General features: G+C 32.5%; 24 protein-coding genes. 11 read left to right on the plus strand and 13 right to left on the minus strand.

Features of this window, described 5'->3' with window-relative positions; genetic code table 11:
- Positions 1-57: 57 nt before the first annotated feature.
- Positions 58-579, plus strand: a complete 522-nt coding sequence (locus tag RF683_RS10040) for an STM3941 family protein (RefSeq protein ID WP_309532152.1) — start codon at positions 58-60, stop codon at positions 577-579.
- A 111-nt stretch (positions 580-690) separates the two neighbouring features.
- The gene (locus tag RF683_RS10045) at positions 691-1,203 is read left to right on the plus strand and encodes a hypothetical protein (protein ID WP_309532153.1); all 513 of its coding nucleotides are present in this window, start codon (positions 691-693) and stop codon (positions 1,201-1,203) included.
- Between the two features lie 37 nt (positions 1,204-1,240).
- Here RF683_RS10045 and RF683_RS10050 read toward each other — a convergent pair whose 3' ends face one another.
- The 11 genes from RF683_RS10050 to RF683_RS10100 all read right to left on the minus strand — a co-directional run bounded on the left by RF683_RS10050 (position 1,241) and on the right by RF683_RS10100 (position 9,249).
- On the minus strand, positions 1,241-1,744 hold the full coding sequence (locus RF683_RS10050) for a DUF2480 family protein (protein WP_309532154.1): 504 nt from the start codon (positions 1,742-1,744) through the stop codon (positions 1,241-1,243).
- 60 nt (positions 1,745-1,804) lie between these two features.
- Positions 1,805-2,128, minus strand: a complete 324-nt coding sequence (locus tag RF683_RS10055; RefSeq protein ID WP_309532155.1) for an SUF system Fe-S cluster assembly protein — start codon at positions 2,126-2,128, stop codon at positions 1,805-1,807.
- 51 nt (positions 2,129-2,179) lie between these two features.
- Positions 2,180-2,593 (minus strand): GxxExxY protein, encoded by a 414-nt coding sequence (locus tag RF683_RS10060; RefSeq protein ID WP_309532156.1) that lies wholly within the window; start codon positions 2,591-2,593, stop codon positions 2,180-2,182.
- 49 nt (positions 2,594-2,642) lie between these two features.
- Positions 2,643-3,062: a SufE family protein gene (locus RF683_RS10065; RefSeq protein ID WP_309532157.1), complete on the minus strand. Its 420-nt coding sequence runs from the start codon at positions 3,060-3,062 to the stop codon at positions 2,643-2,645.
- Position 3,063: 1 nt separating this feature from the next.
- Positions 3,064-3,504: a hypothetical protein gene (locus RF683_RS10070; RefSeq protein ID WP_309532158.1), complete on the minus strand. Its 441-nt coding sequence runs from the start codon at positions 3,502-3,504 to the stop codon at positions 3,064-3,066.
- 12 nt (positions 3,505-3,516) lie between these two features.
- Complete coding sequence (locus tag RF683_RS10075) at positions 3,517-4,731, minus strand: aminotransferase class V-fold PLP-dependent enzyme (protein ID WP_309532159.1); 1,215 nt, start codon at positions 4,729-4,731, stop codon at positions 3,517-3,519.
- Between the two features lie 18 nt (positions 4,732-4,749).
- Complete coding sequence (sufD, locus tag RF683_RS10080; protein WP_309532160.1) at positions 4,750-6,066, minus strand: Fe-S cluster assembly protein SufD; 1,317 nt, start codon at positions 6,064-6,066, stop codon at positions 4,750-4,752.
- A gap of 85 nt (positions 6,067-6,151) precedes the next feature.
- The gene (locus RF683_RS10085) at positions 6,152-6,520 is read right to left on the minus strand and encodes a four helix bundle protein (RefSeq protein ID WP_309532161.1); all 369 of its coding nucleotides are present in this window, start codon (positions 6,518-6,520) and stop codon (positions 6,152-6,154) included.
- Positions 6,521-6,529: 9 nt separating this feature from the next.
- Positions 6,530-7,294, minus strand: a complete 765-nt coding sequence (gene sufC, locus RF683_RS10090; protein WP_309532162.1) for a Fe-S cluster assembly ATPase SufC — start codon at positions 7,292-7,294, stop codon at positions 6,530-6,532.
- A 47-nt stretch (positions 7,295-7,341) separates the two neighbouring features.
- Positions 7,342-8,790 carry a Fe-S cluster assembly protein SufB gene (gene sufB, locus RF683_RS10095; protein WP_309532163.1) on the minus strand — a complete coding sequence of 483 codons (1,449 nt, stop codon included), beginning with the start codon at positions 8,788-8,790 and terminating at the stop codon, positions 7,342-7,344.
- A 129-nt stretch (positions 8,791-8,919) separates the two neighbouring features.
- On the minus strand, positions 8,920-9,249 hold the full coding sequence (locus RF683_RS10100) for a HesB/IscA family protein (protein WP_309532164.1): 330 nt from the start codon (positions 9,247-9,249) through the stop codon (positions 8,920-8,922).
- Between the two features lie 257 nt (positions 9,250-9,506).
- Here RF683_RS10100 and RF683_RS10105 point away from each other — a divergent pair, with 257 nt between their 5' ends.
- The 6 genes from RF683_RS10105 (at position 9,507) to RF683_RS10130 (ending at position 16,852) form a co-directional block, all read left to right on the plus strand.
- Entirely contained in the window at positions 9,507-10,364 is an 858-nt protein-coding gene (locus RF683_RS10105) for an MBL fold metallo-hydrolase (protein WP_309532165.1), read from the plus strand.
- Between the two features lie 27 nt (positions 10,365-10,391).
- Positions 10,392-11,987 carry a S8 family peptidase gene (locus RF683_RS10110; RefSeq protein WP_309532166.1) on the plus strand — a complete coding sequence of 532 codons (1,596 nt, stop codon included), beginning with the start codon at positions 10,392-10,394 and terminating at the stop codon, positions 11,985-11,987.
- A gap of 3 nt (positions 11,988-11,990) precedes the next feature.
- Positions 11,991-13,883: a M1 family metallopeptidase gene (locus RF683_RS10115; RefSeq protein ID WP_309532167.1), complete on the plus strand. Its 1,893-nt coding sequence runs from the start codon at positions 11,991-11,993 to the stop codon at positions 13,881-13,883.
- Positions 13,884-13,945: 62 nt separating this feature from the next.
- A complete protein-coding gene (gene rnpA / locus RF683_RS10120; RefSeq protein ID WP_309532168.1) occupies positions 13,946-14,350 on the plus strand; it encodes a ribonuclease P protein component in 405 nt (134 codons plus the stop codon).
- A gap of 41 nt (positions 14,351-14,391) precedes the next feature.
- Positions 14,392-16,026, plus strand: coding sequence for a S41 family peptidase (locus RF683_RS10125; RefSeq protein ID WP_309532169.1), 1,635 nt, complete (start codon positions 14,392-14,394; stop codon positions 16,024-16,026).
- 4 nt (positions 16,027-16,030) lie between these two features.
- Positions 16,031-16,852: an OmpA family protein gene (locus RF683_RS10130; protein ID WP_309532170.1), complete on the plus strand. Its 822-nt coding sequence runs from the start codon at positions 16,031-16,033 to the stop codon at positions 16,850-16,852.
- Here the strand turns inward: RF683_RS10130 and RF683_RS10135 are convergent.
- Positions 16,842-17,207: a helix-turn-helix domain-containing protein gene (locus RF683_RS10135; RefSeq protein ID WP_309532171.1), complete on the minus strand. Its 366-nt coding sequence runs from the start codon at positions 17,205-17,207 to the stop codon at positions 16,842-16,844. The genes RF683_RS10130 and RF683_RS10135 overlap by 11 nt on opposite strands.
- A gap of 349 nt (positions 17,208-17,556) precedes the next feature.
- Here RF683_RS10135 and RF683_RS10140 point away from each other — a divergent pair, with 349 nt between their 5' ends.
- The 3 genes from RF683_RS10140 to RF683_RS10150 all read left to right on the plus strand — a co-directional run bounded on the left by RF683_RS10140 (position 17,557) and on the right by RF683_RS10150 (position 21,401).
- Positions 17,557-17,841, plus strand: coding sequence for a hypothetical protein (locus RF683_RS10140; RefSeq protein WP_309532172.1), 285 nt, complete (start codon positions 17,557-17,559; stop codon positions 17,839-17,841).
- 68 nt (positions 17,842-17,909) lie between these two features.
- Positions 17,910-18,692, plus strand: a complete 783-nt coding sequence (locus RF683_RS10145; RefSeq protein ID WP_309532173.1) for a GLPGLI family protein — start codon at positions 17,910-17,912, stop codon at positions 18,690-18,692.
- Between the two features lie 6 nt (positions 18,693-18,698).
- Positions 18,699-21,401, plus strand: a complete 2,703-nt coding sequence (locus RF683_RS10150; protein ID WP_309532174.1) for a carboxypeptidase-like regulatory domain-containing protein — start codon at positions 18,699-18,701, stop codon at positions 21,399-21,401.
- A 5-nt stretch (positions 21,402-21,406) separates the two neighbouring features.
- On the opposite strand, the gene RF683_RS10155 is transcribed toward RF683_RS10150, so the two are convergent.
- Positions 21,407-21,847, minus strand: a complete 441-nt coding sequence (locus tag RF683_RS10155; RefSeq protein WP_309532175.1) for a GNAT family N-acetyltransferase — start codon at positions 21,845-21,847, stop codon at positions 21,407-21,409.
- Positions 21,848-21,882: the final 35 nt, after the last annotated feature.

The raw sequence follows: 21,882 nt of genomic DNA on the forward strand, positions 1-21,882 counted from the left end.
AAGCTAGCCGTCAATTTGAAAAAACAAGAAAAACACAACGTAAAAGAATAAAATAAATTGAAAGAAGAACACTATTATTCAAATAAATTAACATCTTTCTTATTGCTTTTAATATCTTCAATATTTGTTGTTGCGGGAATATTATTGGGTGAAAAAATGATAGATTTTAAAGAAAAACTATTTAAAAGTGTAATTTTAATTTTCGGCTTTTTGTTGTTTTTGTTTGGAATAATTTTATCTGTTTTATTGTTGAAAAGAAAAAAGCCTCTTTTAACAATTACAAATAGTGAGTTAATAATTCATAGTATTTTGGCCCCGTCTAATACCATTCCATTTAACAACATAAAATCATTTTTCATCATTAATACTCGATATCGAGGAATTAAAACAAATAAGCAAATATTTGTTGAACTGAAAAATCCAACAGAAAAACACACAAAAACTTGGTTTTATAAATTTCTCTGTAAAATTAGTATTCCTATCGCTAATTCTCAATATTCTATACAAACCAATTTTTTAAATATCAAACAGAAAGAATTACTTGAACAATTAAATAAAAAAATTAAAAATATTGAATAATAGGGGGTTAAAAAATATTTTTATATTTACAATTGGATAGAAAGTTAGTACATGTTTAATTGAGCGGTTATTTATTAGTTAGCAGCCAACTTATAAAAACGAAATCTTAAGATGGAATATAAAAAATATTGGTCAATTGAAGATTTAGGAACAAATTCATTGAAATCTTATGAAGTATGTCTTTACACTGCAATTATATTTGTTTTACTTTTTGTATTAATCAAAAAATTCAAAAAATCTAATCAAGATTATGAAAAAACAATTCTTCTTTGGGTTACAGGAATTATTGGGATTGGATCGATGTTTGGATTTATATATTTAAAAATTTTCACAATTGACTCAACTCATGAACGAATGCAGAAAATTCTAAATTCAAAAAATGTAGCTATCGTTGAAGGAAATATCAGTAAATTTGAAAGTGTTAGGCCTTTATCTAAAAAAGGAATTGTAACTCAAGAAAAATTTATTGTTGACTCAATTGAATTTTCGTATTCGGATGAATTACTTGGAAGATTTAATCGATTTAGTAAAACAAATAATGGTGTTTTTCGAAATGGATTGCCCGTGAGGATAACTTATGGAAAAGAAAAACATGAAATATTAATGGTTGAAATTAATAAATAATTATTCCTCAAATCAATCTTAATAAAATAACCTCCTCCTATTTTCTTTTATACAAAGGCACTGCCGAACACGCCTCGCCAAACATGACGCTTTTAGCTACTTTTTGTAGTTTTTGTATGGCTACGGTATATACTTGGTTGGGTACGGCTTTTTTAGAACAGCCTTTTAAAATAACAGGTTTTTCAAAATAATCGGTGTAGTCGAGTTTATTTAAAATGTCTTGATACCAGGCAATAACGGCCAACTCTTTTGTGCCGTGAATAACGTGTAAAGCAAACGGAATCAAATGAACCGCAACTAAAGCAAATGCCCAAGCGGGCAAAATGGCATCGGTAGCACAATACAAGGCTACATATTTGTCCTCGTAGTTAGACCAATCGGTGCCTTTTAATTGGGCTCTAAAATCAGCTTCTTTCAGTAAAAAACCCTCCACTAACCATTGCGAAATATCAACCTCAACCACATGACCATCTGGATAGTAATCTTCTAAATCGAATACCATCAAGGAACTTTGCGCTACTTTGTTTACTATTTCGTCCATTGTTTAGTCTCAGTTTTCAGTAAGAAGCTCAGAAACTGCTCACTGCGACTGCTTACTTTTTTAAAGCATTCCCAATTCTAACTTCGCTTCTTCGCTCATTAAGTCTTTGCTCCATGGCGGATCAAATGTAATTTCTACTTCGCACGATTTTACGGTATCAATAGATTTTACTTTTTCTTCCACTTCTTGCGGCAACGTTTCAGCTACTGGGCAATTTGGCGATGTTAACGTCATTAAGATTTTTACATCGTTATCCTCATTAATCATTACGTCATAGATTAATCCTAATTCGTAAATATCAACCGGAATTTCTGGGTCAAAAATTCCTTTTAATACTTTGACTACGTCTTCGCCTAAATTGATTGTATCGTTAAATTCTTCCATTTTTATTTTTATTTTTATTATAACCATATAAGACATATAAGGGAATATAAGTTAATCCCAAATTTGATTATATAGATTATTAATATATGTTTTTTGGCCTTCTTTATAAATGTTTGTTACATTAAAATTAATTAGTAAACCCATTGGCACATTTAATAAATTCATATAAGATAAAATTTGTGCTTCAAATATAGGTTTCATTTCGGACACAGACTTTAGTTCAACAACTAACTTGTCTTCTATCAATAAGTCACATCTTAATTCCGCTTCAACTTCAATTCCTTTATATTCAATTGGTATTGATAATTCAGACTGAAATTTAATATTTCTAAGTTCAAGTTCGCGTAGTAAACATTTATGATAAACACTTTCGAGCAAACCAGGACCAAGACTCTTGTGAACTTCAATAGCGGCTCCATTTACTTGATAAACCAAATCCTTTAAATCTTGTCTTGTATAATTCATAAAACTTATACTTTCTTATATGCCTTATATGGTAATTAAAACTTTAAGTCTATTGCTTCGCTTGAAATGCCAAAGCATACATTTTTATTTGTTTAATCATTGAAACCAATCCGTTTGCTCTTGTGGGCGATAAATGTTCTTTTAAACCAATTTCATCAATAAAATCAGTATTAGCCTCCAAAATTGAACTTGGTGTTTGGTTTGAAAACGCCCGAATTAAAATGGCAATAATCCCTTTGGTTAAAATAGCATCACTATCGGCTGTGAAAACAATTTTTCCATCTTGTTCTTCGCCATGCACCCATACTTTTGATTGGCAACCTTTAATAATATTTTCGTCAACTTTGTACTGTTCATCAATTATAGGAAGTGATTTTCCTAATTCAATGATGTATTCGTAGCGCTGCATCCAGTCGTCAAACATAGAAAACTCGTCAACAATTTCGTGTTGTATGTCTTGTATTGTCATGTTATTTTTCGGTCAATTTCAAAATTTTGTTTACCAATTTTTCTATCTCAACAGGCGGATATCCATGATCAAAACCGTTCGCAGGATATTCTTTTCCTTCAAAAACAAAGGTAATGTTTGCATGTGCTGCGCCATCATAAAACCTTTTCTCTGTGGGCCATTTTAAGTCTTTCACTTTAGCCAAATCTACTGCTTTAGTTAGTGTAATAATTTCTTTCCAATCATCCTCAGAAAGAGTTGTTTTCTCTTGATAATCTTTTGCGTCTCGTGAACGTGAAACAAATAACACTTGATGTTCAACTTTGATATTTAAAACAAAATTTCGCGCATTTGCCTCATAGTTAATAACCGGAATGTCTTTGTTTTGGTGATTATTCACATCGGTTTTAGTCGGTTTGCAACCCACAAAAAACAGAAGTATCAAGCTAAATAAAAATCTCATATGCTCTCTTTTTTAAGACAACATCATTTGCGCTTTTTTTACCGCTTCTACAAAGATATCAATTTCTTCCTTAGTATTGTAAAAAGCAAAACTTGCTCTAATAGTACCTGGAATATTGAAAAATTGCATAATAGGTTGGGCGCAATGATGGCCTGTTCTAACCGCTATCCCTAACTTATCTATAATTGTGCCAATGTCATACGGATGAATTCCTTCGATGTTGAACGAAATGACCGAAGCTTTGTTTTCGCTCGTTCCAAAGATTTTTAACCCTTCGATTTCTTGTAATCTTTTGGTTCCGTAAAGTAATAATTCTTGTTCGTAAGCTGCAATGTTATCAAAACCAATGGCATTCATGTAATCAATAGCGGTTCCTAAAACAATTCCGCCTTCGATGTTGGGGGTTCCGGCTTCAAATTTATGTGGTAAATCGGCATACGTAGTTTTTTCAAACGTTACCTCAGCAATCATTTCGCCTCCCCCTTGATAGGGTGGCAATTTTCGCAACCATTCTTCTTTTCCGTATAAAATTCCAACGCCTGTTGGCCCGCACACTTTATGTCCCGAAAACACATAAAAATCACAATCCAACACTTGTACATCTGGACGTAAATGTGGAGTGGCTTGTGCACCGTCGATTAAAACAGCCGCCCCTAATTCATGTGCTTTTTTAATGATATATTCAATAGGGTTCACCGTACCTAACGCATTTGAAATGTGGTTCACCGCTACAATTTTCGTTTTATCGGAAAGTAAATTGTCGAATTCAGAAAGGATTAATTCTCCTTTTTCATTCATTGGGATCACCACCAACTTTGCTCCTGTTTTTTCACATAAAAATTGCCAAGGCACAATATTGCTATGATGTTCTAAGGCAGAAACCATCACCTCATCACCTGATTTTATTAAACTTGCAAAACCATTCGCCACCAAGTTAATTCCGAAAGTCGTTCCCGAAGTAAAAATGATTTCGAAGTTATGTTTCGCATTCAAATGATCTTGAATCGTAGTTCTAGACGCTTCATAGGCATCTGTTGCCAATTGACTTAATGTGTGTACACCGCGGTGAATATTTGCGTTAATTTCGGTGTAATAGGTAGAAATAGCATCGATAACCACTTGCGGTTTTTGCGAAGTAGCTCCGTTATCAAAATAAACCAATGGTTTCCCATTTACCTTTTGTGAAAGTATCGGAAAATCGGCTCTTATTTTTTGGATGTCTAACATATTTCTACGATTTATTTTTTACAAATCAAATCCCATATTTACCCCTAATTTATCAGCGATAATACGAGCAATTTTTGCTTTTAATTCTGGAATTTTTACACTGTTGGTTACTTCGCTGGTAAATGCATACATCAATAAAGCTTTGGCTTCTTTTTTAGGAATTCCACGTTGTTGCATGTAAAACATCGCACTTTCATCTAATTGTCCAATGGTACAACCGTGTGAACATTTTACATCATCGGCAAAAATTTCCAATTGTGGTTTTGCATTAATCGTTGCTTTATCACCAATTAAAATATTATTATTTTGTTGGAATGCATCGGTTTTTTGCGCTTCTTTTTCTACGAAGATTTTTCCGTTGAAAACGCCTGTTGAACTATCATGCAAAATTGTTTTATAGTTTTGATGGCTTTCGCAATTTGGTGTAGCGTGTTGCACTAACGTATAATGATCTACGTGTTGTTTGTCGCCAATAATAGTAATTCCTTTTAAAGTTGAATCGATTCGTTCCCCTTGATGATAGAAATTCAAGTTGTTTCTTGTGATGTTTCCGCCAAATGAAAACGTATGCACCGCCACTCTACTCTCTTGATTTTGAGCAATGTAGGTGTTGTCGATCAAATTAGCAGTTTGCACATCGTTTTGAATTTTGTAATAATCCACAATCGCACGTTTTTGAGCAAAAATTTCAGTAACCGAATTCGTTAAAACCGGATTTGAATTCAAACTTTGATGACGCTCTACAATTTGCACGTGCGCATTTTCGCCAACAATGACTAAATTTCGAGGTTGCACCATTAAAGCCGCTTCGGTTCCTGTAGAAAAATAAATAATTTCAATCGGTTTTTCTACTACTTTACTTTTCGGAATGTTGATATAGGCGCCTTCCAATGAAAAAGCCGTATTTAAAGACGTTAAACTTTCTTCTTTACTCGCAATTTGATTGAAATAACTATCAATTACCATTTTATATTTAGGCTTTGTCAATGCCGAAGACATCAAACAAACATCTAAACCATCATGTGTAGTTGAAGACAAAAACGAACTGAAAATGCCGTCAATGAAAACCACTTTATAGGTGTCAATTTCGTGTAAGAAATACTTTTTTACATCTTTAAATTCGATAGCATTATCTTTCTTTGGAAACACCGAAAAATCATTTTTCAAAATCGCATTTAACGACGTGTATTTCCAAGCTTCCTCTTTTTTTGTGGGGAAACCTTTGTTTTCGAAATTTTTTATGGCATTGCTTCTTACCTCATGAAGTTCAGAATGGGTATCAATCTTTTCTTCAAAAGCCATGAAGGAAGCTAATAATTTATCTTTTAATTCCATTTTTATTATCTTAAAGTCGAAAGTCAAAAGTCTTAAAGACTTGCGTTATCGACAAATTTTATTTTTAAAATCGTTATATAATAATTTACGATTTTGGATTTAAATATTTTATAAAACCACTTAAAAGTCTGGATATTTCAGAAACAGATTCTAATAGTTCTTCAAATTCTTGTTTTGTTATATATTCTAAATCAAATGCTAAATATAATTGTGAACGAACTTCTCCGGCAGAAGCTTTTGAAACATATAAAAAGTAAATAAATTCTTTATCTGTATTTCTTTCAAATCCTTCTGCAATATTAGATGATATAGAAATTGAAGCTCGTCTAATTTGTCTTACAAAATAGTTATCTTTTTTAAAATTTAAATTTTCTGTAATTTGATAAATTCGTTTATTAAAAATTCTTGCCTTTTGCCATGAATTAATTTCTTCGAATGAATTAAATTTTCCCATCTTTAAACTTTAAGACTTTTGACTTTCGACTATTTCACTTTTAATCCAATCGTAACCTTTTTCTTCAAGTTCTAATGCTAAATCTGCTCCGCCTGTTTTTACGATTTTTCCGTCCATTAATACGTGAACGAAATCAGGAACGATATAATCTAACAAACGTTGGTAGTGCGTAATGACTAACACCGCGTTGTTTTCGTTTTTCAATTTATTCACTCCGTTAGCAACAATTCGCAACGCATCGATATCTAAACCGGAATCGGTTTCGTCCAAAATTGCGATTTTTGGTTCCAACATTGCCATTTGGAAAATTTCATTACGTTTCTTTTCACCACCCGAAAAACCTTCGTTTAGCGAACGCGACAAAAATTTTCGATCCATTTCTAATAATTCTGATTTTTCGCGAATTAATTTCAGCATTTCGTTGGCTGGCATTTCGTCTTGCTTGTTTGCTTTACGTTTTTCGTTGATTGCGGTTTTAATGAAATTCGTTACCGAAACGCCTGGAATTTCTACAGGATATTGAAACGATAAGAAAACACCTTTGTGTGCTCTTTCTTCTGGCGCTAATTCTGAAATTTCTTCTCCGTCCAAAAAGATTTCGCCTTCAGAAACTTCGTAATTTTCATTTCCAGCAATGATTGAAGATAAAGTAGATTTTCCGGCACCATTTGGTCCCATAATCGCATGTACTTCTCCTGCTTTAATTTCAAGGTTGATTCCTTTTAATATTTCTTTGTCTTCAACAGACGCGTGTAAATTTTTAATGCTTAACATCTTTTTTTTATTTTAAACCATTTAAGGCACATAAGTTCATATAAGTTCTATCCAACACTTCCTTCTAACGAAATTTCCAACAATTTCTGTGCTTCTACCGCAAATTCCATTGGTAATTTATTCAATACTTCTTTGCTGAATCCATTTACGATTAAGGCAATGGCTTTTTCGGTTGGAATTCCTCGTTGGTTACAATAAAACACTTGATCTTCTCCAATTTTTGAAGTCGTTGCTTCGTGTTCAATTTTTGCCGAAGCATTTTTACTTTCGATATACGGAAATGTATGCGCGCCACAATTATTTCCCATTAAAAGCGAATCACATTGAGAGAAGTTACGCGCGTTTTCGGCTCTTGCGCCAATTTGGACTAATCCTCTATAACTGTTTTGTGATTTTCCTGCTGAAATTCCTTTAGAGATGATCGTCGATTTGGTGTTTTTACCCAAGTGAATCATCTTGGTTCCTGTATCGGCTTGCTGGAAATTATTGGTAACGGCAATCGAATAAAATTCGCCAATTGAATTATCGCCTTTCAACACACAAGAAGGATATTTCCAAGTTACCGCCGAACCTGTTTCTACTTGTGTCCAAGAAATTTTAGCGTTTTTCTCGCACAAACCTCTTTTGGTTACGAAATTATAAACGCCTCCTTTGCCTTCTTTGTTTCCAGGATACCAGTTTTGCACCGTTGAATATTTGATTTCGGCTCCGTCCAAAGCGATTAATTCTACAACGGCAGCGTGTAATTGATTTTCATCACGACTTGGAGCGGTACACCCTTCCAAATAAGAAACATAGCTATCTTCATCAGCCACCAATAACGTTCTTTCAAACTGACCCGTTCCACCTTGATTAATTCTAAAATACGTTGATAATTCCATTGGACATTTTACCCCTTTTGGAATGTAACAGAAACTTCCATCTGAAAAAACAGCCGAATTTAAAGCCGCGTAAAAATTATCTTTCATCGGAACAACAGTCCCTAAATGTTTACGAACTAATTCTGGATGTTCTTTGATAGCTTCCGAAATCGAACAGAAAATAATGCCTTTTTCGTTTAATGTTTTCTTGAAAGTAGTTGCCACAGAAACCGAATCTACGACGATATCAATCGCCACATTATTCATTTTCTTTTGCTCGTCTACCGAAATTCCTAACTTTTTATACATCGCTAAAAGTTCTGGATCAACATCTTCTAGTTTTTTATTCGGATCAGCTTTTTTTGGTGCTGAATAATAGGAAATGGCCTGAAAATCGGGTTTTTCATAATGTACGTTTGCCCATTCTGGTTCAATCATTTCTTGCCACGCTCTAAACGCTTCCAAACGCCATTCGGTCATCCATTCTGGCTCGTCTTTTTTCTTTGAAATAGCACGAACAATGTCTTCATTTAACCCAATAGGAAACGTTTCCGAGTCTAATTCGGTATAAAATCCGTATTCGTATTCTTTATTTTCTAATTCAACTTTTAAGTCGTCCTCAGTATATTTGCTCATATTAGCCCCCTAGCCCCCGAAGGGGAACTCCTATTAGGGGTAAATAGGATTTCAATTATTTTATATTTTTATATTACTTTGTATTAACAATAACTATTGGAGCCCCTCCTTTGGAGGGGTTGGGGAGGCTTACAGCGAGAAACTCTCTCCACATCCACATGTTCTTTGTGCATTAGGATTGTTAAAAACAAATCCTTTTCCGTTTAAACCGCCCGAAAATTCTAAAATGGTTCCTGCTAAATAAAGGAAACTCTTTTTTTCAACGGCTATTTTTACATTGTTATCTTCAAAAACTTTATCATTTTCGGTTAACTCTTTGTCAAATTTTAATTCATAAGACAAACCCGAGCAACCTCCGCTTTTAACTCCTACTCTTACATAGTCTTTGGTTGCATCAAAACCATCTTCTTGCATCATGGCAATGATTTTTTTACTTGCTGTATCAGAAACTTTAATCATAACGTCGTTAGTGTTTGTTTTTTATTAGTGCTATGTAATTCGCATTGAAAAAATTGTTTTAAAATTCAATGTTTTCTCTTGCTCATTTCATGGCTTATTTTGATTTTGTCTAAATTAAAGACAAAGATAAGTCATAATTTGCTTTTTACAAGGTTTGCTAACATTTTTATAACTTATTAACGCATAACTTTTATTTATAATTTACTTAAGAAAAAAGTATAATCAATTTTTGTAAATTGCAGAAATTTTAATTCATTATGAAATTACATGCTATTGAAGCTGGAAATTTTAAACTTGATGGAGGCGCTATGTTTGGTGTTGTGCCAAAAACCATTTGGAACAAAACAAATCCAGCCGATGAAAATAACTTAATTGATATTGCTGCAAGGTGTTTATTAATAGAAGACGGAAATCGGTTGATTTTAATTGACACAGGAATGGGCAACAAACAATCGGATAAGTTTTTTGGCTATTATTCGCTTTGGGGCGATCATTCGTTAGATACATCCTTAAAAAATGCTGGTTTTCATCGCGATGATGTTACCGATGTTTTTATGACACATTTGCACTTTGACCATTGTGGTGGAAGCGTGAATTGGAACGCAGCCAAAACAGGCTATGAAGTGGCATTTAAAAATGCTAAATTCTGGACGAATGACAATCATTGGGATTGGGCAACGAAACCCAATTCAAGAGAAAAAGCATCTTTTTTACATGAAAACATTATGCCGATGCAAGAAAGTGGTCAACTGCATTTTATCAAACGACCAGAGGGCGATTTTTTGCAAGAATCTGAATTAGGTTTTGGTATATTTTTTGCCGATGGGCATACCGAAAAACAAATGATTCCGCATATCAATTATAATGGAAAGACTATTGTTTTTTGTGGTGATTTATTGGCAACCGCTGGCCATATCCCTGTTCCCTATGTAATGGGTTATGACACGCGTCCGCTTTTAACTATGGATGAAAAAACTAAATTTATGAATGCGGCGGCGGAAAACAAATATTATTTGTTTTTAGAACATGATGCACATAATCAAATTATTACGGTAGAAAAAACCGAAAAAGGCGTTCGTCTAAAAGATGTTTTTTCTTGTCAAGATATTTTTTAATCAAACTATTAATTTCAATCAATAAAAATGAAAACTATTCGTATCCCTTTTTATGTAACAATTTCGTTAACATTAGTTTTTGCAGGTTGTGGTTCTTCAAAAATTATTCCAACGCCGGTTGAGAATATTGATAGAATGCCTCTAAAAATTGCTCCAATAAAAGAAAAAGATTTACAACGCTGGTCACACTTAGACCTAACAAAAGACACGATTCCGGGCATGAGCGTGGACAAAGCGTATGCAGAATTATTAAAAGGAAAAAAAGGCCAAAAAACTGTTGTTGGTGTAGTAGATTCTGGTATTGATATTAATCATGAGGATTTGAAAAATGCTATTTGGACAAATCTAAAAGAAATTACAGGAAACAACATTGATGATGATAACAACGGCTATGTTGACGACATTCACGGATGGAATTTTTTAGGTAATGCAGACTATGAACAATATGAATTTGTGAGAATTGTAAAAAAGGGAGTGGGCACACCTGATTATGAAAAAGCTAAAGCAGAATTAGACAAAAAAAGAAAAGAAGCTGAAGAAGAAAAACAGCAACTTGACTTTATTTTAGATGCTGAAAAAACCATAAAAAATCATCTTAAAAAAGAGGATTATACACTTGATGATATTAAAAAAATTGACGCTAAAGATGTAAATCTTTCTAGAGCTAAGTCAGTTTTTCTACAAATTTTGTCAACAACTTCTGTAGCGGACTTTAAAAAAGAAATAGAAGAATTTAAAGACCACGTGTATGAACAAGTAAATTACCACTATAATGTTTCGTTTGACGGCAGAAAAATAGTTGGTGATAATCCAAATGACCTAACCGATAAAAAATATGGAAACAACAATGTTATTGGACCAAATCCAAAAGACGCCAAACACGGCACGCATGTAGCTGGAATTATTGCACAAACAAGAGGCAACAAAAAAGGGGGCGATGGTGTCATAAACAACGTTTCAATTATGGCCGTAAGAGCCGTTCCTAACGGAGACGAATACGATAAAGATATAGCTTTAGGAATTCGTTATGCTGTTGATAATGGTGCTAAAGTTATTAATGGTTCTTTTGGAAAATATTTTTCACAAAATAAAGAATGGGTTATAGATGCTATAAAATATGCAGCATCAAAAGATGTTTTAGTGGTTGTTGCTGCCGGAAACGAATCTTACGATTTAGATACTACTAATAAATATCCAAACGACACCTATGACAACTCTCCTGAATATACAGATAATGTATTAATAATTGGTGCAATTGGTCCAAATTATGGGTCAAAACTAGTCGCAGATTTTTCAAATTATGGTAAAAATAATGTAGATATTTTTGCGCCGGGAGATAAAATTTATGCTACTACTCCGCTAAACACCTATGAATACCTTCAAGGAACGTCAATGGCTTCACCAAATGTTGCTGGTGTAGCTGCATTAATTCGCTCTTATTATCCTACGCTAAGTGCTAAAGAAGTAAAAGCTATTATAATGGAAAGCGGCACAACATTAAATAACACCATCACTGTAGGAGAAGACAAACACAAAGCAAATTTTAAAGAAATTTCAAAAAGCGGAAAAATTATTAACGCTTATAATGCATTATTATTAGCCGAAAAAAGAACAAAAAAATAAAAAATGAAACACCTATTTAATTCTATTCCCCTATTTTTTTTACTCGTTACGGCGGTAAGTAACGGACAAAATCATCCTAATCCGGGTTATTGGCAACAACACGTTGATTACAAAATGAATGTAACTGTAGATGTAAAGAAGTACCAATATTCAGGTAATCAAGAATTGGTCTACACAAACAATTCGCCAGACACTTTAAAAAAAGTATATTTTCATTTATTCCCAAATGCATTTCAACCTGGAAGCGCAATGGATATAAGGCTTCAAACCATTTCTGATCCCGATAAAAGAATGGTAAGAAAGTTTATGAAAGAAAAAAAAGAAGTTAAAGAAAGCCGAATTAGCACCTTAAAACCTGACGAAATAGGATTTTTAAACGTTTTTAATTTAAAACAAAACGGAAAATTGGTTGTTTCAAAAGTTGAGGGGACAATATTAGAAGTTACACTTAACGAGGTTATTTTGCCAAAAAGTAAAACAGTATTTTCACTAGATTTTACAGGTCAAGTTCCTTTGCAAATTCGTCGTTCTGGGAGAAATTCTGAAGAAGGCATTGCGTTGTCAATGACGCAATGGTATCCTAAAATGGCCGAGTTTGATTTTGAAGGCTGGCAGGCCGATCCTTATATTGCAAGAGAATTTCATGGTGTGTGGGGAAATTTTGATGTAAAAATAACAATTGATAAAGACTATACTATCGGCGGAACGGGCTATTTGCAAAATAAAAACGAAATTGGAAAAGGATATGAAGATGCTGGTGTTGAAGTTGTTTATCCTAAAAAAACGAAAACATTAACTTGGCATTTTTATGCACCAAACGTTCATGATTTTGCATGGGGAGCTGACAAAGAATACGTTCATGATAAAATTATAGGAGAAAACAACGTAGAGCTACATTTTTTCTACAAAAACAAAACTGAAAACATTGAAAATTGGAAAAAAATGCAACCAAAAACAGCGGAGTTGTTAGCTTTTTATAATAAGCATGTAGGCGCGTATCCTTACAAACAATATTCTGTAGTTCAAGGTGGAGATGGCGGTATGGAGTATGCTATGTGCACACTTATTACAGGTAATAGAAGTTATGGAAGTTTAGTTGGGGTAACCGCTCATGAATTTGCACACAGTTGGTTTCAGCACATATTAGCTACAAACGAAGCTAAACATTGTTGGATGGATGAAGGGTTTACTTCTTATATTTCTAACTTAGCCATGAATGAAATTATGCCACCTAAAGAGCCTGAAAGTCCGTTTGCAGATGCGTACAAAAATTATGTTTACTTGGCGAATAGCGGCAAAGAACAACCCTTAACTAATCATGCCGATCGTTTTGATTTGAACATGGCTTATGGAATTGCTGCTTATAGCAAGGGAGAAGTTTTTTTAGCACAATTGGCACATGTTATTGGTGAAGAAAATCTGGAAAAAACAATAAAAAAATATTATTCCGACTTCAAATTTACACACCCAACACCAAATGATATTAAACGCACTGCAGAAAAAATTACAGGTGCTAATTTAGACTGGTATTTAAATGAATGGGCGCAAACCACAAATACTATTGACTATGCCATAAAAGAAGTGCAGAGCAATGAAACTCAAACAAAAGTTACAATAGAACGAAAAGGAAGAATGCCAATGCCTATAGACATTATTGTGGAATATACAGACGGGAGTAAAGACTATTTTTACGTACCTAACAGTTTGTTGCGCTGGGAAAAACCAAACCCCTATCCAAACTTGAAACGAACCGTATTGCCAAGTTGGGACTGGGCTTACCCCACATTTAGTTTTCAAATTAACAAACAAAAATCTGAAATAAAAGCAATTGATTGTAATCCAAATGGTTTATTAGCTGATGTAAAACCAGATGATAATAAAGTAACCCTGAACTAAAAACACTTAAAGCCACTAATAAAGTGGCTTTTTTGTGCATTATAACTATCTTTGTCTCTGAAATGAAAGCAGACTTTACATACCCAAAGCACGAAAAACTGAAAAGTAAAAAAATTATTGATGCTCTTTTTTCCGAAGGAAAATCGGTGTCAAAATACCCTTTACGACTAGTTTATGTGCCGATTTCTGAAGAATCATATACGTTTCTTAAAAACAACAACCCTCAGTTAGAAAATCACGTATTAGGCGTTTCTGTTTCAAAAAAATATTTTAAACACGCGGTTGATCGAAATTATTTTAAGCGCGTTTTAAGAGAATGTTACCGACTGAATAAAACCACGCTTGTTGGTCCCTTAAAAAAACCACATGCCTTTATGTTTTTTTATCAAAGCAATACAAAACTAACATTTGATGAAATTAACGAAAAAACGATTCAGCTATTTGAAAAATTTCATCTTAATCAATAATAAATTAATTACTTTCGTATAATAAAAAATTAACTATCCGCATGAAGTTTTCCACAAGAAAGAAATATATTATCCCCGCACTTCTTTCGGGTTTCTTATTTATTGGTGTAAGTTTTCAAAATGATTTCTTTGAACTTGCAAAACAAATAGAAATTTTTACCTCTATGTTTAAAGCCGTAAACCAAAATTATGTTGACGAAACCAATCCGGGAAACATGATGGACGTTGCTATAAAAAACATGTTAAAAGAATTAGACCCCTACACTGTTTTTTTTAATGAACAAGATGTGCTAAAACACAAAATTAACAATACAGGTGAATATACAGGCATTGGCGCCTTAATTACAAGAAAAGACGGACAGCTTATTCTGCGCGAAGTATATGAAAATATGCCCGCAGACAAAGCGGGTTTTAAAGCGGGTGATGTAATTACACAAATAGGTGATGTAAATTTAAAAGACTTCAAAGAAGACGCCTCACAATTATTAAAAGGAGCCAAAAACACAAAAATTGAAATCATTTATTCGCGTCAAGGAATTGAAAAAAAAGGACAAATTATCTTAGATGAAGTAGAAATAAAAGCCGTTCCTTATTATAAATTATTAGCCAACAATGTTGGTTATATTGTTTTGTCAAAATTTAATGAAAAAGCATCTTCCGAAACAAAAGAGGCTTTACTAACACTCAAAGAAAAAGGAGCTACTAAAATTATCTTAGATTTAAGAGATAATCCGGGTGGTTTATTGCACGAAGCGGTAAATGTGTGTAATTTATTTGTGCCAAAAGATGAATCAATTGTAACAACAAAATCAAAAAACACGGTCCACAACCACACCTATAAAACAAAAAACGAACCCGTTGATGTTGAAATTCCCCTAGTGGTTATCGTAAACGACCGAAGCGCTTCTGCCTCTGAAATTGTTTCCGGAGCCTTACAAGATCTTGATAGAGCAGTTATTGTAGGCAATAGAAGCTTTGGAAAAGGATTGGTTCAGCGCCCCTTTAATTTATCTTATGGAACACAAGTAAAAGTAACGATTTCTAAATACTACACCCCTTCTGGAAGATGTATTCAAGCAACAGATTACAGCAAAAAAGACGAAAATGGCCGACCAATTAAAACATCAGAAAAAGAATTTAATGCGTTTAAAACCAAAAAAGGAAGAACCGTTTATGATGGTGGTGGTGTATTGCCTGATGTAGAAATTTCTGAAATGAAAAAAAGTGCTGTAGGACAAAACTTAACAGACTCTGATGCATTATTTAATTTTGCGACTCAGTTGTATTATAAAAATCCGAATGGCAAAGTGCCAAATGCTATTTCTGAAGCTGAATTTAGTGAATTTAAAGCCTATATTAAGAAAGAACATGTTGACCTAAACACACAAATAGAAAAATCATTTAAAACGCTTGTGGAATCAGCTAAAAAAGATAAAATTGAAAATGAATTAACGGTCGAAATTAAACAACTTGAAACGGCAATAGAAAAAGCTAAAGATAAAGAATTAGACAAAAACAAAGAAGAGATTAAACGTTTACTTTATCAAGAATTAGTACTAAAATATGGCTATAGAAAAGACTTTTATGATTATGTAGCCGCGCGTTATACAGATGTTCAAAGAGCCGTACAAATACTAACTAACACATCCGAATATCAAACTATTCTAAAAAAATAAACAAATGAAAAAGGTGTTTTTTATTGCTGTTTTTTTCATTTCGCTTTCGGGCTTTAGCCAAGAAGAAACGGTACATTCTATTTATTTTGAATCAGATGTACACGAATTAAAGGCCTTGCAATCTGAAGCGGTTGTAGCTTTTTTAAAAGTCATTGATACCACTCGCCTAGAAAGTATTTCTATCTTTGGGTATTGTGATGATATTGGTAAAATTGATTACAATTATAAGCTTTCTCAACGCAGAGCAAATGGAGTAAAAGACATGTTAGTTAAAAAAGGAGTAAAACTAAAAATCATCGTCAAAATTGAAGGAAAAGGAAAAGTCATGATTGACGAAGACTTAGAAGACAATGTGCCTGAAGCAAGAGCAAAAAACAGGCGTGTAGATGTAGTGCTAAACTTTAAACCTTTAATACTAGAAGAATTTAATATTCCTGGTTTATATACCACAATTAGAAAAGACGCCGTAGAAGGTGATCGAATCTATTTAGAGAAGTTGCTTTTCGACAAAGGAAGCAGTCGCCTAACTTCTAAAGCAAGAGAAGAATTAGACCGAATGGTTTTGCTTCTAAAAAGATATCCTAACATAGAATTCGAAATACAAGGTCATGTTTGTTGTACACCAAATTATCAAAAAGAAGCGGTAGACAAAGACACAAAAAAAAGAGAGCTTTCTAAAAACAGAGCAGAGAGTGTATATCGGTATTTTTTATCAAAAGGAATTAGCAAAACACGGATGACATTTAAGGGCTATGGAAATACACAATCATTGGGTAAAGATGCACAACTTGACAGAAGAGTGGAGTTACTAATAACTAAGGCTTAAGTTGGATTGTTAAAACCCTAATAAGCTCTCGTAAATCAGAAATTGTTTGATCTTTTTCTTTAATTCGCGCCTCATATTGTGTTTCTAATTTTTGTATAAAAAAATAGATAAATTCCTCATTTTTTACATCAACACTTTTTATTTCTTCTGCTTTTGAATCGAATAAAAATTCTTCTAAAGTTATAGAAAAAACGGTGCAAATTCTTTCTAAATGTACCGCCCAAGCATTACTTTGTCCGTTTTCCATTCTTGCGTAAGCAGATTGAGAAATAAATAATAAATCGGCAAGATGCTCTTGAGACCAATTTCTCTCAATTCGAAGCGCTTTTATTTTTTCGCCAATTAAATTTTTCATTTGTAGGTAATTAGATGTTATTGGGACTTTAACAAATAATCTTTAGAGTTAAATTAAAAAATTAGTATTTGAAACATAAAATATGTAAGAAAATATGTTAATTTATTTTTGTGTGAAATAAAAATGTTTATTTTTGAAATAGTAAAATTCTAAATCAAAAAAGGCATTTATTTTATAAAGCCTTGTCATATGTAGATTTACACCCATAAAGTATTAGTAAACTTTTTCACACAATATAAGAACAATTTTGGTTTATTCGAAATACGATTGAAATTACCCGAATTTCGAATAATAGGCTTGTGTTTTTGTAAGTAATTTAGCAATATTATTAACCAAATATTTTTAAATTATGAAAAAGTTTACTTACAGCGCAGTCGCTATTGTACTATTTTCATTTGCTGGAATAGCTAGTGAAAAAAATGAAAAAAAAGGATCTGTGAAACACAATGAAGTAGCTTCATTTGCTCTACCAAATTTAGAAACCACTGAAGCTATAAAGGGCAACCCTGCTACTTGCCAAAAAGTAGCCACCGCATTAACCGCATTATATGAAATGGATTTTGGAACTGTTGAAGATTGTTGTGAATACTATGAAATATACAATCATATCTACAACAATTGTATGAATAGTTAAATGAGTCAGAGGTTGCTTTTACTTAATTATATTAAGAGTAAAAGCAACCTCTTTTTAAAAATAAAATTATGATAAAAAAAAGTATAAATACAGTAGTCGTCTTGATTGTAATAATCAGCTGTAAAAGCTTTCATTCCGGAGAAAATCATATTTCAACAATAAACGAAAATAAAGAAAGTGGTATACAGGTTACATACGGTGTGGCACAAGGAAAAGGAAATGATATAAAAAGAACTGAGTTTTCTAAAGACGTTGAAGAAATGGCAAAAAACATCAATGCTGAAATGCCTAATTTAGAATTTAACTTGTTATGTACTAAAAATAAAAGTGTTTTCAAACTGGTTGATAAATTAGAAAAAGATGATAGTTTTAATTATAAAATGGCAACACTTTTTTTTGGGGATAATAATAAAACATATTTTATAAATAGAACGGAAAAAGAATATTTTTATAAGACAGAATTTGATGGTCAAACGTATTACATAGACATTTCTGACACCGGAAACCTGTGGCAACTAACAAACGAAAAAAAAATAATTGATAACTATACATGCTACTTAGCTCATTTTAAAAAGAAGATTATTAGTGCTAGAACAGGTAAAGAAGAGGAACAAAGTTTTTCTGCCTGGTATGCTCCAGAAATTCCTTATTCCTTCGGCCCTTTTCAATTGTTTGGACTTCCTGGATTAATCATGGAAGGCCATATTGGGAGAAAAATGTATTTTGTAAAAAAAATCACTTTCTTAGAAAATGTAAAAATAAATTCTCAAAAAGACATTCAAAAAACACCACTAGATGTTTTAGAAAAAAAAGCCAAGTCTAATGCTGTGAGTAAAACATTTAATCAATAATACCTTTTGAATAAATATATTTTACATATTTATAAACAACCCTTTCGTTTAAACATATTTATTGTTTTTTTTCTAATTATTCCATTTTTTTCAATTGGACAATCTTTCTTTGGAACAGTAAAAGACGCTTTAGGCAACCCACTTCAAAACGCAAATGTATTGGCAAAACCCATTGAGGGTATCTATGAAATAAAATTTGCTATTGCAGATCATTTAGGAAGATTTAAACTAGATCTCCAAAAAAACACTAGTTATGAAATTCAGGTGTCATATATTGGTTTTGTAGAGAAAACAATTGAAATAAAAACAGGAGCTTCTAATGAAGAATATCATTTCAATCTCATTAAAAAAGATACTGAAATAAAAGAAATTGTTATAAAATATGATTACAACCCTGTCTTAATAAAAAAAGACACTAGTATCTATGACGTAAAAGCATTTACAAATGGAACCGAACGAAAACTAAAAGACCAATTAGAAAAAATTCCGGGTATTGAAGTTGATAAAAACGGAGGAGTCTTCGTACAAGGTAAAAAGGTTACAAAGTTTTACGTAGAAAACCAATCTTTTTTTGGGGGTGGAACCAAATTGGGAATCGAAAACATTCCGGCAGATGCAGTTGATAAAATTGAAGTGTTAGATAATTTTAATGAAACTGGATTTCTAAAAAACGTTTCTAACAATGATGACTTAGCGATGAATGTTAAGTTGAAATCAGATAAAAAGAATTTTATTTTCGGCGACTTAGAAACAGGTATAGGAGGCGAGAAAAAGAATCTTTATTATAAAAATCACGCCGGGTTGTTTTATTTTTCGCCCAAAACGAATATAAGCTACATAGGTGATGTTAACAACATTGGTAAAAGCACATTTACATTTGAAGATGTTATCCGTTTTCAAGGAGGAACCAGTAGTTTTTTAAATAATAAAAAACAATTGTCTGATTTGTTTTTATTTACAAACGACAACACCTATGTTGTTCAAGCAAAATCTGTATTTAATGCACTTAACTTTAGGCGGTCTATTAACTCAAAAATTGATGTTGAGGGATTTGGCATAGTTTCTAAAAATTATACATCTAATCAATCTGTATCCAACATAAGCTATTTACAAAACAACACATATGTTTTGGAAAACAAAAACAATCAAAACGACGCAACATCGTGGCTAAGTATGGGAAATGTGAAACTAAATTATTTGCCTAATTCTAAATCGAAATGGCTGTATAACGGACACTTTCAAGTGATAACTAATGACTATTTCGACCAAATAAATTCGTTACAAAACAACCAGCTTTTTTCTTTTGAATCCTCAAACACAAATATTACCTCTCAAATTAAACAATTTATTGAGTGGCACAAACAACATTCTGAAAAACACACCACTACTTTTGTGTTAAATCAAACGTTTGAAGAGGCAAGCCCAAAAAACACATGGATAACAGACAGGCCTTTTTTAGCTGGCTTAATTCCTTTACAAAACGATACATTTTATACAATACAACAACTTAAAAAGATTAGAAATCACACTGTTGAGGGGATATTTAAACATTATTGGGCGCTAAATAATCATAATCATTTGTATTCAAATGTGGGCGTCAATTATACGCGTTCTCAAATCATAATTTCTGAAAAACAAACCCTTACCAACGGAGAAATTAATGATTTTTCGAGTCAGGGTTTTGGAAATAATTTAAACTACAGATTTTCTGATTTATATGTGGGAGCAGAATATAAGTTTAAAATTGGAAAATGGATAAATAGGCCTGGAATATATTATCATTTGTACCAATTAAAAACTGCTCAACAAAACAATTTCCTCTCTAATCAACAACTCTTATTTGAACCGAGATGGAAAAGTGAACTAAAGTTTAATAACGCCGAAGCATTAGTCTTTGATTATAAATTAGCTAATACATTTTCTGACGCCTCTAAAATGATTGAAAATTATACACTTCAAAGTTATAACAGTGTATTTAAAGGAAATGCGCTCTTAACTAACGAACGCTACCATGCCGCTTCATTATATTATACTAAAACAAGTACATTTAGAGGATTGTTTTTTAATGCTAAATCTAGTTTTTACAAAAAAACTAGAACCATACGAAATGAAATTCTATTAGATGGTGTAAATCAATTTACTTTTCCGCTTTTAACAAATAATCCAGAAACAAATTGGCAAGCATCTTGTAATCTAGATAAAAAAATCAACAAGTTTAGAGTGGGATTGCAGTCTAATTTTAATTGGTTTACTTATATACAAACCGTTAATAATCAAAGGACTAAAAACGAAAGAACTAGTAAAAATTATGGGGTCTCTATTCGAACAACACCAAAAAAATGGCCCCTGGTACAGGTAAATTATTCTAAAACATTTAACCGCTTTTTTGGACTAACAAATTCAAAACTAATTTCAGACAATATTTCCTTATCTATTGATGTAACATTCTTTAAAAATTTTACTTTTAAATCGAATTATGAGGTTACATATACTATTAATAACCTAAATCAAAAAAGCACGTATAAAATTGCAAATGCGCTTTTGTGTTATCAAAAAAAGGAAAGTCCTTTTAGATGGGAACTTTCCGCACAGAACTTTTTAAATAATGGTAAAATAATAGATAATTCTTTTTCGGACTTTATGGTGTCGACAACAACAACGTTTGTAATGCCAAGAATAATACTGGTTAGTGTGAATTATAAAATTTAAAACAACTAACGCTTCATCTCAATATGTGGAATTCCGTCTTCTAAATAACTTTCGCTGGTTTGTTTAAAGCCGTGACTTTCATAAAATTTCTTTAAATATTCTTGTGCCGAAATAGTAATTTTTGAGGTTTGGAAGTGTTGCTCTACAGCCTCAATAGAAACGCGCATTAAATCATGACCATACTTGTTTGCTCTGTGTTGTGGGCTTACAATTACTCTACCAATGGAAGCTTCTTTAAAATAATCCCCGGTAGCAAAAATTCTAGAACAGGCAATTAATTCTTGATTTAAATAGCCCAATACATGAATGGCTTTTTGGTCTTTATTGTCAATGTCTTGATAAACGCAGTTTTGCTCCACTACAAACACTTCTGAGCGCAACCTTAACAATTCATACAGTTCCGCAGTAGAAAGTTCGTTAAATCGCTTTATTTTAAATTGTGCCATTTTATTAGATAAAGAAAAGCCACAACAAAAGTTAT

Source organism: Flavobacterium sp. 20NA77.7 (assembly GCF_031326205.1).
Classification (GTDB): Bacteria; Bacteroidota; Bacteroidia; order Flavobacteriales; family Flavobacteriaceae; genus Flavobacterium; species Flavobacterium nakdongensis.

Excerpts from the sequence above, each read along its gene's own strand:
- RF683_RS10045 (WP_309532153.1), top strand. The coding sequence starts at position 691 with ATGGAATATAAAAAATATTGGTCAATTGAAGATTTAGGAACAAATTCA.
- RF683_RS10050 (WP_309532154.1), bottom strand. The coding sequence starts at position 1,744 with ATGGACGAAATAGTAAACAAAGTAGCGCAAAGTTCCTTGATGGTATTC.
- RF683_RS10055 (WP_309532155.1), bottom strand. The coding sequence starts at position 2,128 with ATGGAAGAATTTAACGATACAATCAATTTAGGCGAAGACGTAGTCAAA.
- RF683_RS10060 (WP_309532156.1), bottom strand. The coding sequence starts at position 2,593 with ATGAATTATACAAGACAAGATTTAAAGGATTTGGTTTATCAAGTAAAT.
- RF683_RS10065 (WP_309532157.1), bottom strand. The coding sequence starts at position 3,062 with ATGACAATACAAGACATACAACACGAAATTGTTGACGAGTTTTCTATG.
- RF683_RS10070 (WP_309532158.1), bottom strand. The coding sequence starts at position 3,504 with ATGAGATTTTTATTTAGCTTGATACTTCTGTTTTTTGTGGGTTGCAAA.
- RF683_RS10075 (WP_309532159.1), bottom strand. The coding sequence starts at position 4,731 with ATGTTAGACATCCAAAAAATAAGAGCCGATTTTCCGATACTTTCACAA.
- sufD (WP_309532160.1), bottom strand. The coding sequence starts at position 6,066 with ATGGAATTAAAAGATAAATTATTAGCTTCCTTCATGGCTTTTGAAGAA.
- RF683_RS10085 (WP_309532161.1), bottom strand. The coding sequence starts at position 6,520 with ATGGGAAAATTTAATTCATTCGAAGAAATTAATTCATGGCAAAAGGCA.
- sufC (WP_309532162.1), bottom strand. The coding sequence starts at position 7,294 with ATGTTAAGCATTAAAAATTTACACGCGTCTGTTGAAGACAAAGAAATA.
- sufB (WP_309532163.1), bottom strand. The coding sequence starts at position 8,790 with ATGAGCAAATATACTGAGGACGACTTAAAAGTTGAATTAGAAAATAAA.
- RF683_RS10100 (WP_309532164.1), bottom strand. The coding sequence starts at position 9,249 with ATGATTAAAGTTTCTGATACAGCAAGTAAAAAAATCATTGCCATGATG.
- RF683_RS10105 (WP_309532165.1), top strand. The coding sequence starts at position 9,507 with ATGAAATTACATGCTATTGAAGCTGGAAATTTTAAACTTGATGGAGGC.
- RF683_RS10110 (WP_309532166.1), top strand. The coding sequence starts at position 10,392 with ATGAAAACTATTCGTATCCCTTTTTATGTAACAATTTCGTTAACATTA.
- RF683_RS10115 (WP_309532167.1), top strand. The coding sequence starts at position 11,991 with ATGAAACACCTATTTAATTCTATTCCCCTATTTTTTTTACTCGTTACG.
- rnpA (WP_309532168.1), top strand. The coding sequence starts at position 13,946 with ATGAAAGCAGACTTTACATACCCAAAGCACGAAAAACTGAAAAGTAAA.
- RF683_RS10125 (WP_309532169.1), top strand. The coding sequence starts at position 14,392 with ATGAAGTTTTCCACAAGAAAGAAATATATTATCCCCGCACTTCTTTCG.
- RF683_RS10130 (WP_309532170.1), top strand. The coding sequence starts at position 16,031 with ATGAAAAAGGTGTTTTTTATTGCTGTTTTTTTCATTTCGCTTTCGGGC.
- RF683_RS10135 (WP_309532171.1), bottom strand. The coding sequence starts at position 17,207 with ATGAAAAATTTAATTGGCGAAAAAATAAAAGCGCTTCGAATTGAGAGA.
- RF683_RS10140 (WP_309532172.1), top strand. The coding sequence starts at position 17,557 with ATGAAAAAGTTTACTTACAGCGCAGTCGCTATTGTACTATTTTCATTT.
- RF683_RS10145 (WP_309532173.1), top strand. The coding sequence starts at position 17,910 with ATGATAAAAAAAAGTATAAATACAGTAGTCGTCTTGATTGTAATAATC.
- RF683_RS10155 (WP_309532175.1), bottom strand. The coding sequence starts at position 21,847 with ATGGCACAATTTAAAATAAAGCGATTTAACGAACTTTCTACTGCGGAA.